Genomic DNA, 12,647 nt, shown 5'->3' with positions numbered 1-12,647 from the left:
TCCTCCATATCCCTTAAAATTTTATATGTACTCTATAATAAAGGAAGAAATGAAAACTGTACACTTTTGTTTTCTAAAGATTCAAAGTTTTCTGCAATCCATTTTTTTGAATCGATGGTTTGCTGATTGATTTTTTCTTTTTATAACGCTCTTTATATTCAGTAAACATGCTGATATTCAGCAATATTCCCATACATCCACTCAGTAAAATGATAGAGGATCCCCCGTAGCTGATAAACGGAAGTGTGACCCCAGTGATCGGAATGAGACCTGAAACACCGCCCAAATTAATACACGTTTGGATGGCAATCATTGAAGAAATTCCTATTGCAAGCAAACTTCCAAACGGATCTTCACACTTTCTCGCAATGTAAAAACCTTTCACAACAATAAAGCCAAGGAGAGCAAGGACAAAAAATACACCGAAAAAACCAAGCTCTTCCGAGATAATTGCCATGATAAAATCTGTATGCGGTTCTGGAAGGTATCCATACTTTTGTACACTCTCTCCAAGACCAAGCCCAAAAAAGCCGCCTGATCCAATCGCATAATATGAATTAATCAATTGATGCCCAGAAGCGCCTGCGTCTTTAAATGGATCTTGGAAACTCTCAAAACGTCCAAGACGATTCTGCGTGAAAATTTTATCCCAAAAAAGAATAATAAACGGTGTCACAACAACCATCACCGCACTAAATAAAGCGAGCAGCTTGGCCAGCGTTTTACCGCTAAACCCTGAGCATAAAATCATCGCAAGGGCAATCATACCAATGATAAAAGCTGTCCCATAGTCTGGCTGCAAAATAATAAATCCGCATAGGATGGAGACAACCACAATTGGAGGTGTAACCCCTCTTAAAATATGGTCAATATAATGCTGCTTCTTTGCATAGACAGCAGCAAGATAAATGATGACAACGATCTTCACGAATTCCGCTGGCTGAAGACTAAAAGGCCCAAATTTGATCCAGCTTCTAGCATTCCCTGCAATGTGACCGCCAAAGTACACATAAATGAGAGAAAACACAGATAGCAAAAGCATCACAATTTGGAATCTTTTATTTAAGAGCAGCTGATACGGAATGAGGGCTGTAAAAATCAAGATGACCGCCCCGACAATCATAAATAAAAGCTGTTTCTTGAAAAAATTATCTGGCGCAGCATCATATCTGATCACAGATGTAATCATACTTGAGCTATACACCATCACCAAGCCGAATGCGCTAATTAATATAATGGCGAACAATAATGAGTAGTCATACGATTTTAGCATTCTCTTTAACATATAATCCTCTTCCTAACGTCTATTTCTACTGCTTGATATTCTCTTCTCTTAGCTGTTCTTATTCTACTACATTTTCTCCGTTTGATCCCGTTTTACCTCTTTATATTGTTCGTCTTTCATGAGACAATCAAGTCCGTTTGGCATCAATCAAAATAAAAAGGCGGACAAAAAAACTCAAACTTATGTTGTGGAAGTTTGAGTTTTCAATCATTATTTTTTTGTGAACGCATCATGAAGTGCGGATAGTTCTCTCTCAAGTTTATCGAGTAGTTTTTTGCCTTCATGTTGATCAACTAATCCAAGCCGGACAGCGAAATCAATTTCTCTCGATAATCCGAACATTTGAGTATCTAAAACCTCTTCATAAAGAGGACATTGCGGCATCGTTAAGTTGTCCATTTGCACTTGGATCAATTTTAAAATTTTATCTGCATCCAATTTTAATAAAGCCAGTGCTTTTTGCCGATGATCGACTAAAATTTCTGACGCCAAAAGTATCCCTCCGTTCCCCAGGCGAGTACCTAATTCTTCTATTTATCATAAAGCGAAACGCCCAAAATTGCAAGCAGATTTGTACAGTTCGCTCTGTAAAAATAAAAAGAAGCCATTCGTCATTAAAAGATACTCATCTCATATTTTTCACTCATGAGTTCAAGCAGCTTAATACCCGCAATACTATTCCCTTTTTCATCCAAAGCAGGCCCAAATATACCTATCCCAAAGTCGTATGGCGCCGCCCCCATAATTCCGCCTGAAACACCACTTTTAGCAGGGATTCCGATATTGATCGCAAATTCCCCGCTCGCATTGTACATACCGCATGTGACCATAAACGTTTTACAAATTCTAGCAACATCTTTCGAAAGAATTTGCTTTCCTGTCTCTGGATGCCTGCCATCTAATGAAAAAACACACGCGATCTTCGCCAAATCCAGGCTATTCATCATGACGGCGCACTGCTTCGTATAGACATCCATCACCTCTTCTACATTCCCTTTAATGATATGATATTGCTTCATATAATAGCACATTGCGCGGTTAATCATTGATGTTTCAAATTCGGATGCAGCGGTTTCTTTGCAATATGTAATGGTGGTGTCATTGGCAAGCTCTCTAATAAAACCAAGCAGCCGGTTCAGCTGATCTTGCGGCGTTGCCCCTCTTATTAAACTTGTAACGGCAAGCGCTCCTGCATTAATCATTGGGTTAAGCGGCTTATTGGGGCTTGCTGTCTCTAGTTTAATCATCGAATTAAACGGGTCGCCAGTCGGTTCTTGTCCAACATATTGAAACACTTTTTTCGGTCCTTCTTCTGAGAGCACGAGCGCCAGTGCTAATACTTTTGAAATACTTTGCAGGGTGAATCGTTTATCAACATCCCCTGCTGAGTGGCACGTATTACTCACATGATAAACAGCGACAGATAAATCCGATTGATCCGCTTTACCGAGTGCCGGAATATAGGATGCTACCTTTCCATTTTTGGCCACCTTTTTTGCCTCTTCTACAAATCGCTGAAGCTCTTCATTGTCACGACATGCCATGCCCAAAATCCTCCCTATTTTTCGTCTAATCGTAGTGTGTACAAGGAGGTGCATGTTTATGAAAGTGACAAAGCGGGCGAAAACTTCTATAATTTATGTTGGAAAGGGGTTGTCTTGAACATGAGTATTATTCAAATCAAGGGGAACGTACAATACAAGATCACCATTGATCCGAGTGTATGGATTTTTGATGACCGTAAATTTTTAATGGATTCATTTTTTGAGAAAAGTGCAGCAAACGAAGAGCAGCAGCTAGATCAGGAACTCGATCAAGAGCGGGTCATAAGAGAAGGTCAAACACTTCCACCCACATTAAAAACAGAGAAAAAGTACGAAAAAGAAAGACTTGTCACAGGAAGCTTCGGGATGAAACTTGGCGACATGATAAAAAATGCAGAACCGCTCGAACAAGCGGAGACGTGTGAATTTGTCACAGAAACAGAAACAATTGCTGTTCCGCTCTCTAAGGCGATGGATAGCATTGCCCATTTCAGCCAAAATGGAAAGCCTATAACAGAAGAAGGACCAATCCACGTATATTTCGAGGATCAGTCCAACATCACTCAGCCGATTAAAGGCGTCAAAGAGTTAATCATTACATAAGATGACGGGTCTGGACTATAATAAATCAGCTGCAAGCTGTGCAAGTCCAGACCTTTCTCCTTTGACAAGCTTGACATGTCCAGATATTTGCTGCCCTTTGAAACGCTCAATGACATATGTGAGCCCATTATTTAAGCTGTCTAAATAAGGGTGATCAATCTGCTCTGGGTCTCCCATCAGCACAATTTTACTTCCCTCACCAACCCGCGTTAATAATGTTTTCACTTCGTGTTTTGTTAAATTTTGCGCCTCATCGATAATGATAAATTGATCAGGGATACTTCTCCCGCGAATATACGTTAAAGCTTCCACTTGAATTGAACCGATGCCCGCTAGTATCGCATCGAGTTCACCAGTTTTTTTTGTGTTAAATAAAAATTCTAGGTTGTCATAAATCGGCTGCATCCACGGTCTGAGCTTCTCTTCTTTTTCGCCTGGCAAATACCCTAAGTCCTTACCAACAGGAACAATGGAGCGGGCCACGATGAGCTTTTTAAACATGCCGAGGTCCTCTGTCTGCATTAATCCAGCAGCAAGCGCAAGCAGTGTCTTTCCTGTTCCCGCTTTTCCGATAAGTGTCACAAGCGGAATATCGCGGCGTAAAAGTAACTCAAGCGCCATCGTTTGCTGGACATTTTTTGGGCGAATTCCCCAAATATGTTCTTGGTCATAAATAAGCCGTTTTACATGCTCTGCTTTTTGATCAAGCATCCCCAAAGCAGAACCACCTTCATTTCCCTTCATAATGATAAATTGATGAGGGTTTAATGGCGCCTGGGTGACTTCTTTTATCGGTAACTGATTTTGCTTATAAAATGTATTCAGCTGCTCAGTCGGAATATAGAGCTCGTGATAGCCGTTATCAATGTCTTCATTTTGTAGCACTCGATCGCTTAAGAAATCCTCTGCTTGCAGACCAATGGCATCCGCCTTTACTCGCACTAGGACATCTTTGCTGACCAAAATAACAGGCCGGCCATCCGGTTTTGTTTCTTCCTCTAGGCTCAAATTCTTCGCAACAGCCAAAATTCGGTTATCGTTTGTTTTTTCGATGAAAATTTCTTGAAGCTCGTGGAAAGAGCGATGATTCAGCTCAATACGCAGCGTTCCTTTTGACTCCAGCGTAATTTTTTCATGCAGTTTCCCTTTCGATCTCAATCCGTCGATTAAACGTGAGACACGTCGTGCATTTTGCCCAACCTCGTCCATATATCTCTTCTTCGAGTCTACTTCTTCTAACACTACGGCCGGAATCACGACCTCGTTGTCTTCAAATGAAAAGATTGAATTCGGATCCTGTAATAACACATTTGTGTCTAATACATAAATTTTACTCAGGTCCTTCGCCTCCTGATCGGGGTTTCATTCATCCTTGTCTTTCCAAAAACGATTGTTAAAATATATGTTTTCATGAATAAAGTTAGAAGGTTAATTCAACAATAAAATAAATCATGCAGTTTGTGAAGGAGGGAATACACATGCGACTATTTTTGACGTTATTCATGGTTCAAACCATTCTTTTATTAGGCGCTTGCCAACATCAAGAGAAGCCTTTGGCACAAGAACATCAAGACGGAAACAAGCATTTAGTAAGAGTATCAGACTCATCCAAGAAAAACACTGACAAAGCCCGCCCATCAACAGATGTGGCAAAGCACCTAGTGAATGTGACTGAGCATGTAGCAGATGTAAATGACGCAACAGCGATCGTCATCGGCAAGTATGCTGTCGTCGGCATTGATGTAAAAGATGATTTAGATAGAAGCAAAGTTGAAACCATTAAATATTCAGTCGCCAAAGCACTGAAAAATGACCCAGAAGGTGCGAATGCTGTTGTCGTCGCTGATCCAGATACAGTGAGCCGTTTAAAGGAAATGGGCAAAGAAATACAAGCTGGCAGGCCAGTAAGTGGAATTATGGACGAATTAGCAGCTATTGTGGGCCGTGTTATGCCAGAAATGCCTCGAAATGAAATCGACCGTAACGAAATAGATCCGACAAATGATCCGAATCATCAGCTCAAACAACAAGATCAAAAGCAATTAGAAAAAAACCAAAATGATCAATCAAACCATCATATGAATCAGAAGAAATAATGAGAACGGCTTATATCTATTGTGATATAATCATCAGATTGTTGACAAAGGGCTAAAATGAACTTTATTTTGGCTCTTTGTCTTCTTTTCAGCGTGATAGAAAACCTTTGCAGCCCTAGGAAGGACGAGCATCGGCGCGGAGCGAATTTGACATTCGTGAGCACCGAAGCGCAGGACTGACACCGAATGCGAGGGTTTGTCTACACGCTGCGGCTTATATCTCTTGTGATATAAGCCTTTTTTATGCTGATTTTAAGTGGCTCAAAAAACATGCTATAATGAAGGCATGACCAAAGTGAGGTGAAAATGATGAGAGTGAAGTGCTCATTATGTGAAAAGCTTGAAACCATTAATGATGATACACTTGTTGCTAAACGGTTAAGAAATCGACCGATTCATACATATATGTGCGATGACTGCCAGGAAAGAATTAAAGTAAAGACAGAGGCACGCATCAAAACTGGCAGATTCTCTCTTTATCAAGATCCTGCGACGAAAGAGAAAAAGAAGAAAAAAGGAAAAAAAGAACAGAAGACGTAAAAAAGACCTGACACAAGTTCAGGTCTTTTTTACGTACTTACTGTTCCTTCTTTTTTCGCACGATGCAGCCGTATTTTATAAATAATCAAAATGACAGCTGCCACAACCAGGCCTTCTGCGACTGGCAAGAAGATACCTAGAAATGTGAGAAACGTGCAGCCAAAAATCAAAAACAAATAAATGACAAGTGCTTTTAAAATCGGTAAACGTCTAGCAAAGCCGAGTTTAAAAACAATAATCGCTAAAACAAGGATGGTGCCATATAAGAGCCACATCCCTGTTTGCGGATTTTCATCGACACGAAACAGCATCGCGAAAAAGGATAGATTCTCACTTACTTCCTGATCATTCAAAAAGATTCCCTCCCCTTATCTTTCAGGGTTCTATCTTTTTAATTCTTCATGGAATTAAGATAATCCTGCTAGCTTTTTCTTCTTCGCTGCTTTCTCACGTTCGTTTTTATCTAAAATTTTCTTTCTTAAACGGATAGATTCCGGTGTAACCTCACAGTATTCGTCTTCATTTAAGTACTCAAGAGATTCCTCAAGTGACATAATACGTGGTTTTTTCATACTAACCGTTTGATCTTTTGTCGCTGAACGTACGTTTGTTTGTTGTTTCATACGGCTCACGTTGACAACAAGATCGTTTTCACGGTTATGCTCACCAACAATCATTCCTTGGTATACTTCAACACCCGGCTCAACGAAAATCACACCGCGCTCTTCAACGCCTTGGATTCCGTAAGCAGTTGCTTTACCTGTTTCCATTGAAACAAGTACACCTTGACGGCGTCCGCCAACTTGACCAGACTGCATCGGCTGGTAGCTGTCAAACGTATGGTTCAAAATACCAAAACCACGAGTTAATGAAAGAAATTCAGTTGTATATCCGATTAAACCACGTGATGGCACTGTAAAGATCAGGCGAACTTGACCGTTACCATTATTGATCATGTCAATCATTTCACCTTTTCTTGCGCCCATTGATTCCATGATAGAGCCAGTGTGCTCTTCAGGTACATCAATTTGAACGCGCTCAACAGGCTCACATCGAACACCGTCAACTTCTTTTACAATAACTTCTGGCTTCGATACTTGCAGTTCAAATCCTTCACGTCTCATATTCTCAATCAGAATTGATAAGTGAAGCTCACCGCGTCCTGATACGACCCAAGCATCAGGTGAATCCGTTGGATCTACACGAAGACTTACGTCTGTTTGAAGCTGCTGTTCTAAACGCTCTTCAATTTTACGTGACGTCACGTATTTTCCTTCACGACCTGCAAATGGGCTGTTGTTCACAACAAATGTCATTTGAAGTGTTGGCTCATCAATACGAAGGATCGGCAATGCCTCTTGGTGCTCTACCGGGCAGACTGTTTCCCCTACGTTGATGTCTTCCATACCAGATACTGCAACAAGATCTCCAGCTTTCGCTTCATTGATTTCCACTCGTTTTAACCCTTGGAAACCAAAAATCTTCGTCACGCGGAATTGTTTTACACTGCCATCCACTTTCATTAGAGCAACTTGCTGTCCTACTTGCATCGTCCCTCTAAATACACGGCCAATTCCAATTCTTCCAACATAATCATTGTAATCAAGTAGTGCCACTTGGAATTGAAGCGGCTCTTCATGGTTGTCGACTGGGCATGGGATATGGTTGACAATCGCTTCAAACAACGATTCCATGTTTTCATCTTGCTTACTAGCATCGTTACTTGCTGTACCATTGATTGCTGATGCATACACAACTGGGAATTCAAGCTGTTCTTCTGTTGCATCCAATTCAATGAACAAGTCAATGACTTCATCGACTACTTCAGCTGGACGAGCAAAGTCACGGTCAATTTTATTGACAACAACAATTGGTGTTAAGTTTTGCTCAAGTGCTTTTTTTAGCACGAATCGTGTTTGAGGCATACAACCTTCATATGCATCCACAACGAGAAGTACACCATCTACCATTTTCATGATACGCTCAACTTCACCACCGAAATCGGCGTGTCCTGGTGTATCTAAAATATTAATGCGTGTATCTTTATAATGGATCGCAGTATTTTTAGCTAAGATCGTAATACCGCGCTCTCGCTCTAAATCATTTGAATCCATGGCTCTCTCAGCGATATTTTCATTCGCACGGAAAGTACCAGCTTGATGGAGCAATTGGTCAACAAGCGTCGTTTTACCATGGTCAACGTGGGCAATAATTGCGATGTTGCGAAGGTCTTTTCGAAGTTTCACATTTTCATCTCCTAAAATAATTAGATAACTTTCATATTATATCACAATCCCCTTTAAATGCCGATCGTTTTTCTGTAAACTTATATTAACTCTAAAAAAAGGGATGGAGACAAATGAAACAAATCAAATGGCTTCTATTATTATGTGCATTACTTGCGGTTGTCAGTATGGCGTTTATTGGGGTAACTCTTGCAGAAAAAAACGTGCTGGGTATTTGTCTAAGTATTGTGTTCGCCATGATTTTCATGGGTACAGGATTTACATTAAAACGAAAATTAAACGTACAATCATAAAATTTATGAAAAGCCTTTTACATTTTACATGTAGAAGGCTTTTATTTTGGGTAAAAACAAGACCAACCACCTATGTAACACTAATGATTCAACTAAAAATTTCATATAGTGTTGGCAAATCTAAGCAATCTGAACTCCTCCATTTTTCGACAAGAACTTTTATAGTTCTCCAAAATCAAACACAAAGTTACATTTTTCCTATTCTTCCACAAAGTTTCTCATGGTATGCTGTTCTTGCAACAAAATTTAACAGAAAAGGGAGAGAAAAGAAGCATGAAGAAGTTTTTGAGCAAATCGCTCAGCTCTGTTGTATTTTTCGCTTTAGCTATCATTTTTACTTTCACAACAGTAGCTCCTGGGCAAGCAAGCGCTGCAACTTTCAAAGGGATTCCTTTTGAGCAGCAACAAATTATTAAAGATTTATTGGAGAAAAACGAGCGTGTTATCAGCATTCTCATCAATTCATTTGTTGAGGAAGACAACAGCTACACATTTGATGTGAAAAAAGCTGTTGAGCTCGGTTTGACTGAAGAAGAAGCGGCGACTGCTGAGAAATTCTTAGATCGCGCAGCTGTTCTTACAATCGTTTTCAGTGAAAGCATCTCTAAAAACGAAAAAGGAAAATTAGTTTTTGATGCAGAAAAAGCTGTTGAACTTGGTCTTACTAAAGAAGAAGCAACTAAATTCGAAAAGCTTTTCAAATCAGTGATCAGAATTGCTGATCTTGCTGGTGATGCACTTGTTCTAGACAAAAAAGGAAACGTTGTAATTGATTCTAAAATCGCTAAAGGTCTTGGATTCAGCTCTACTGAATTACTTGTTTTCAACCAATTGCTTAAGAAAATTCCTCAAGAGCAATTAAAAACATTCTATGATGCAGTTCAAATTGCTAAAGAAAAATTGAACTAAGCTCAAAAAACCCCCATCCGGTTCATCCAGATGGGGGTTCTTTCTTATATCCAATAAATCAAGAGCATGATGAGATAGACGATACTAAATACGATACTTGCCCGTAATAACAGTTTTCCATAGTAGCGCTTTTCAAACTTTCTTTTTTCTTCTTTTTCATCTATGAACGGTATGAAATCTGTTGACTTTGCAATAGAGACTGGTTCTTTCATTTCTTCATATAGATGAAGGCATTTTTTGCATGAACGTAAGTGCTCATTCACTAATTGATTTGTTTCTTCACTCGTGTCCCCTTCTATATAAAGTGGTAATAGTTCTTCAATCAAATAACAGTTCATTTGTTGAACTCCTCACAATGTAGCTTTCGTTTCAGCTCTAATCTTGCTCGATGAAGGGTTGTCTTTACTTTAGATAAAGTCCAATTCAAAATTTCCGCTACTTCTTCATACGATAATTCCTGAATATCTCTTAAAATGAGGACTTCTCGATAAGAATCCTTCAATTGATTGATATGGCTCCACAGTCTTTGAATATCCGTTTGAGTTTCTAAATGCTCTTCAGGTGTCATGAATATCTGCTGCTCTAAAAAGTCAGCTTTTTCTACATCCGTAAAAGTTCGTTTTACTTTTCGGCGATAGTCGTTGACAAATGTATGATAAGCAATGGTGTAAAGCCATGTTTTAATGCTTGAATGTCCTTTAAAAGAGGATAATCCATGCAATGCCTTGATAAATACATCCTGCGCAAGATCCTTGGCTGTTTCGACATTTCCCGTTCTGCGATATAAATATTTGGTGATTTCCTGAAAATATTCTTCATATATTTTTTCAATTTGATTGGTCGGTCTAGACATCAAAAATAAAACCACACAGTCATCCAAATTGATAAAACGATAAAAAAGAAGTATAACGAAGAAATAAACCACTTCATGCGTTTTAATTCGTGATAATCGCTCTGATCCTCAGTGTGTGCAGGAGCAAACTCGTTTCCCTTAACAGAATGCTGAAACTGCTTTTCATGCATCTTCATCCAGTTAGAAGCCTCTTCTCCAAGCTCCCCTTCCTGATACAATTCATATAAGTCTTGAAAGATGGCTTGTTTTTCTTTATCTGTCAAAACGTTGCACCTCTTTTGTTCGTCCATTTACTTCATATATTTTCCGCTCATTCGATCCGAAGGTTTGAATGATCACAAACCACGAAATGCTCATTTTTCCCTCTTTGTCGATCATTCTCACCGGCTTGATTTGTTTTTTATAGATGGCATAAGGTTCATACTTTTTGAGAACTTGCTGATAGACTTCATCACGTTCTTGATTCGATACCGTATGCGGTAAAGAAGAGTCTGATTGCCAATTCAACTCAATTCCATCGGCATCTCTCGTCACATGAAGTAAATTTGATGATCCGTGAAAAGTATATTGTTTGTGTTCACGAGTTCCTGTTTCTATCTTCACGTCTTTTGACTGTTCCCCTATCATTTCAAACAAATCTTCGTCACTGATATTTCCTTTTTTCTGTTGAAGAATCGCTTTTGATAGCTGTATTTTCTGCAATTCTTTCGTTGAACCATTAAACAGAAATTCAGATTGATCGGCTGTCTTTACCGCCACTTCATGCTGCCATTCAAAATAAAAAGCATCAACGTCTGTGATCTGGTAAGCTGGGGGCTGTAAATTTAACTTTTTATAAATACGATTAATTTTCGTTTTCATTTCTTTGTTTGTTAAATTGATCCCGTCTACATCCTTCAATTGAAAGATGGCGTTCCCATATTGCGCTTGTCGAAGCGTCTCTTTTTTCCAGGTGGCAAACGCTAAGCTCTCATCTTTATTCTGAGACATTTTTGGCAAAAGAAGAACGCTTGTCTCCCCGTCTTCTTTTTCAACCACTACATGAATGCGGTCTAGATCAACGGATCGGCCGCTTCTTTCAAAAAATTCAATGGTTTTTTCCCTATATTCTTTATCGGTCAAATGCTGACCCTTTGCGCGACCATGATAAAAATAGCTGTTTAATTCACCTGTAAACGCAGAAACATTCACTTCATATTGATCGGCTGCAAACACGTAGTTATCAGAGATCGGCTGTTTAATAGTCGTTGAATATAATGAAGTGTCCGCCGGTACAAACTTTGAAGCGAATGCTTTTGCACTTGCTTCAGATAAAGGGCGATATTCTTCTGAAAAAGTATCTGTCAGTTCCGTTTTGGTGAATTGAAACATGATATGTGGGAGATTTAGGACCGGGTTTAGCATTAGCATAAAAAAGACGACAATTCCCCAAGCACCCCACTTTCTCAACTTCACCTTGTTTTGTAGTAACGCACATAACAAATGTAATGTCATAAAGCTTCCTGCGGCCGCTACTAAAATCACAATGGATTTAAACGAAGATTGCAGCTCATACTTCGAGATAGAAGGATAAAAAATATACAGCAGCGCAGCGAAAATCAGGCCATAGAAAAACAGCAATTCTTTCCACTTCTGATGCCAAAACAAACGAAAGAATAGGTAAAGTACCAAAGCGGCAAAGGCAATCATAAGCACAATGGTCATCAAATTTCTCCATATCAGCTCCGTATCACCGCTGAGAAAGAACTTTTTGCTTTCAACTAACACAATAAATACCGTTTGACATAAAGGCAGAAGTAACACAGATAAATCAAATGCAAAAAACATGCCCCTATTTTTTAAATAAGGAAGAGAAATCACATAGAAAAGTGATGCAAGCAAGACATATCCATAGATGAGAAATTGCATGAAATCTGTCAGCACTTCAAATGTTTCGATCGTATACTGTCTAGCTAGCACTTGGTGGATCATCTCAAGTGTCATACTCCCTAGCAGAACTACTCTTAATACGATTCCAGCATAAAATACATAACTACTCTTCTTTTCTTTCCATATGGGAAGTGTAATGAAAAGGACAAATAGTCCAAGCACACACCATTGAATCATGTGAATACTGTACTCATTTAAAATAAAAAACCTTTCAAAATGGAGGGATAAATCACTAAACAAATCAAACATCGCTACACAATCCTTTACTTCAAATTAAGGCCTCGTTCGTATAGACATTTGACTTGTCAAAAAGTTTCATCAAATACAAAAAATCACTTCATTCTCATGA

15 protein-coding genes are annotated in these 12,647 nt (G+C 39.2%); 5 read left to right on the top strand and 10 right to left on the bottom strand.

From position 1 onward, the window contains the following. Window positions 1-73 precede the first annotated feature (73 nt). The 3 genes from ftsW to glsA all read right to left on the bottom strand — a co-directional run bounded on the left by ftsW (window position 74) and on the right by glsA (window position 2,829). The gene (gene ftsW, locus NSQ52_RS07275; protein ID WP_008345051.1) at window positions 74-1,285 is read right to left on the bottom strand and encodes a putative lipid II flippase FtsW; all 1,212 of its coding nucleotides are present in this window, start codon (window positions 1,283-1,285) and stop codon (window positions 74-76) included. Between the two features lie 210 nt (window positions 1,286-1,495). Next, window positions 1,496-1,777 carry a YlaN family protein gene (locus tag NSQ52_RS07270; RefSeq protein ID WP_003212509.1) on the bottom strand — a complete coding sequence of 94 codons (282 nt, stop codon included), beginning with the start codon at window positions 1,775-1,777 and terminating at the stop codon, window positions 1,496-1,498. 122 nt (window positions 1,778-1,899) lie between these two features. Further along, window positions 1,900-2,829, bottom strand: a complete 930-nt coding sequence (gene glsA / locus NSQ52_RS07265) for a glutaminase A (protein ID WP_019743436.1) — start codon at window positions 2,827-2,829, stop codon at window positions 1,900-1,902. A gap of 120 nt (window positions 2,830-2,949) precedes the next feature. On the opposite strand from glsA, the gene NSQ52_RS07260 reads away from it, so the two are divergent. Further along, window positions 2,950-3,432 carry a hypothetical protein gene (locus tag NSQ52_RS07260; protein WP_008345056.1) on the top strand — a complete coding sequence of 161 codons (483 nt, stop codon included), beginning with the start codon at window positions 2,950-2,952 and terminating at the stop codon, window positions 3,430-3,432. 15 nt (window positions 3,433-3,447) lie between these two features. Here the strand turns inward: NSQ52_RS07260 and NSQ52_RS07255 are convergent, their stop codons facing one another. After that, window positions 3,448-4,770, bottom strand: a complete 1,323-nt coding sequence (locus NSQ52_RS07255; RefSeq protein ID WP_342474105.1) for a PhoH family protein — start codon at window positions 4,768-4,770, stop codon at window positions 3,448-3,450. A 140-nt stretch (window positions 4,771-4,910) separates the two neighbouring features. Here NSQ52_RS07255 and NSQ52_RS07250 point away from each other — a divergent pair, with 140 nt between their 5' ends. Together NSQ52_RS07250 and NSQ52_RS07245 are read left to right on the top strand one after the other, a co-directional pair. Next, window positions 4,911-5,528, top strand: a complete 618-nt coding sequence (locus NSQ52_RS07250) for a YhcN/YlaJ family sporulation lipoprotein (protein ID WP_039168625.1) — start codon at window positions 4,911-4,913, stop codon at window positions 5,526-5,528. 309 nt (window positions 5,529-5,837) lie between these two features. After that, entirely contained in the window at window positions 5,838-6,068 is a 231-nt protein-coding gene (locus tag NSQ52_RS07245) for a YlaI family protein (protein WP_008345063.1), read from the top strand. Window positions 6,069-6,097: 29 nt separating this feature from the next. Here the strand turns inward: NSQ52_RS07245 and NSQ52_RS07240 are convergent, their stop codons facing one another. Both NSQ52_RS07240 and typA read right to left on the bottom strand, forming a co-directional pair. Further along, window positions 6,098-6,421 carry a YlaH-like family protein gene (locus tag NSQ52_RS07240; RefSeq protein WP_007499841.1) on the bottom strand — a complete coding sequence of 108 codons (324 nt, stop codon included), beginning with the start codon at window positions 6,419-6,421 and terminating at the stop codon, window positions 6,098-6,100. A 54-nt stretch (window positions 6,422-6,475) separates the two neighbouring features. Continuing rightward, window positions 6,476-8,314 carry a translational GTPase TypA gene (gene typA, locus NSQ52_RS07235; RefSeq protein WP_012009833.1) on the bottom strand — a complete coding sequence of 613 codons (1,839 nt, stop codon included), beginning with the start codon at window positions 8,312-8,314 and terminating at the stop codon, window positions 6,476-6,478. Between the two features lie 113 nt (window positions 8,315-8,427). Between typA and NSQ52_RS07230 the strand changes: the two genes are divergently transcribed. Together NSQ52_RS07230 and NSQ52_RS07225 are read left to right on the top strand one after the other, a co-directional pair. Continuing rightward, on the top strand, window positions 8,428-8,607 hold the full coding sequence (locus NSQ52_RS07230; protein ID WP_003211596.1) for a DUF5325 family protein: 180 nt from the start codon (window positions 8,428-8,430) through the stop codon (window positions 8,605-8,607). Between the two features lie 273 nt (window positions 8,608-8,880). Then, window positions 8,881-9,516, top strand: coding sequence for a hypothetical protein (locus NSQ52_RS07225; protein WP_216895036.1), 636 nt, complete (start codon window positions 8,881-8,883; stop codon window positions 9,514-9,516). 44 nt (window positions 9,517-9,560) lie between these two features. On the opposite strand, the gene NSQ52_RS07220 is transcribed toward NSQ52_RS07225, so the two are convergent. The 4 genes from NSQ52_RS07220 to NSQ52_RS07205 are packed head-to-tail and all read right to left on the bottom strand — an operon-like array spanning window position 9,561 to window position 12,475. After that, window positions 9,561-9,854, bottom strand: coding sequence for a zf-HC2 domain-containing protein (locus NSQ52_RS07220; RefSeq protein ID WP_025207277.1), 294 nt, complete (start codon window positions 9,852-9,854; stop codon window positions 9,561-9,563). After that, window positions 9,851-10,369, bottom strand: a complete 519-nt coding sequence (locus NSQ52_RS07215) for a sigma-70 family RNA polymerase sigma factor (RefSeq protein WP_072367728.1) — start codon at window positions 10,367-10,369, stop codon at window positions 9,851-9,853. Before NSQ52_RS07215 ends, NSQ52_RS07220 begins: the two co-directional genes overlap by 4 nt. Next, window positions 10,369-10,632 carry a hypothetical protein gene (locus NSQ52_RS07210; RefSeq protein ID WP_342474027.1) on the bottom strand — a complete coding sequence of 88 codons (264 nt, stop codon included), beginning with the start codon at window positions 10,630-10,632 and terminating at the stop codon, window positions 10,369-10,371. Before NSQ52_RS07210 ends, NSQ52_RS07215 begins: the two co-directional genes overlap by 1 nt. Continuing rightward, on the bottom strand, window positions 10,622-12,475 hold the full coding sequence (locus NSQ52_RS07205; protein WP_342474026.1) for a hypothetical protein: 1,854 nt from the start codon (window positions 12,473-12,475) through the stop codon (window positions 10,622-10,624). The genes NSQ52_RS07210 and NSQ52_RS07205 overlap by 11 nt, the downstream gene beginning before the upstream one ends. Window positions 12,476-12,647 lie beyond the last annotated feature (172 nt).

This window comes from Bacillus sp. FSL W8-1141 (genome assembly GCF_038593205.1).
GTDB lineage: Bacteria > Bacillota > Bacilli > Bacillales > Bacillaceae > Bacillus > Bacillus altitudinis.
Note: the sequence above shows the minus strand (reverse complement) of the source record. Positions and strands in the feature narration are given on the sequence as shown.

Bases quoted from the DNA above. Each gene is read 5' to 3' on its own strand.
- glsA (WP_019743436.1), bottom strand. From the start codon at position 2,829: ATGGCATGTCGTGACAATGAAGAGCTTCAGCGATTTGTAGAAGAGGCA.
- NSQ52_RS07245 (WP_008345063.1), top strand. From the start codon at position 5,838: ATGAGAGTGAAGTGCTCATTATGTGAAAAGCTTGAAACCATTAATGAT.
- NSQ52_RS07230 (WP_003211596.1), top strand. From the start codon at position 8,428: ATGAAACAAATCAAATGGCTTCTATTATTATGTGCATTACTTGCGGTT.
- NSQ52_RS07260 (WP_008345056.1), top strand. From the start codon at position 2,950: ATGAGTATTATTCAAATCAAGGGGAACGTACAATACAAGATCACCATT.
- NSQ52_RS07250 (WP_039168625.1), top strand. From the start codon at position 4,911: ATGCGACTATTTTTGACGTTATTCATGGTTCAAACCATTCTTTTATTA.
- NSQ52_RS07220 (WP_025207277.1), bottom strand. From the start codon at position 9,854: ATGAACTGTTATTTGATTGAAGAACTATTACCACTTTATATAGAAGGG.
- NSQ52_RS07205 (WP_342474026.1), bottom strand. From the start codon at position 12,475: ATGATTCAATGGTGTGTGCTTGGACTATTTGTCCTTTTCATTACACTT.
- ftsW (WP_008345051.1), bottom strand. From the start codon at position 1,285: ATGTTAAAGAGAATGCTAAAATCGTATGACTACTCATTATTGTTCGCC.
- NSQ52_RS07215 (WP_072367728.1), bottom strand. From the start codon at position 10,369: ATGTCTAGACCGACCAATCAAATTGAAAAAATATATGAAGAATATTTT.
- NSQ52_RS07225 (WP_216895036.1), top strand. From the start codon at position 8,881: ATGAAGAAGTTTTTGAGCAAATCGCTCAGCTCTGTTGTATTTTTCGCT.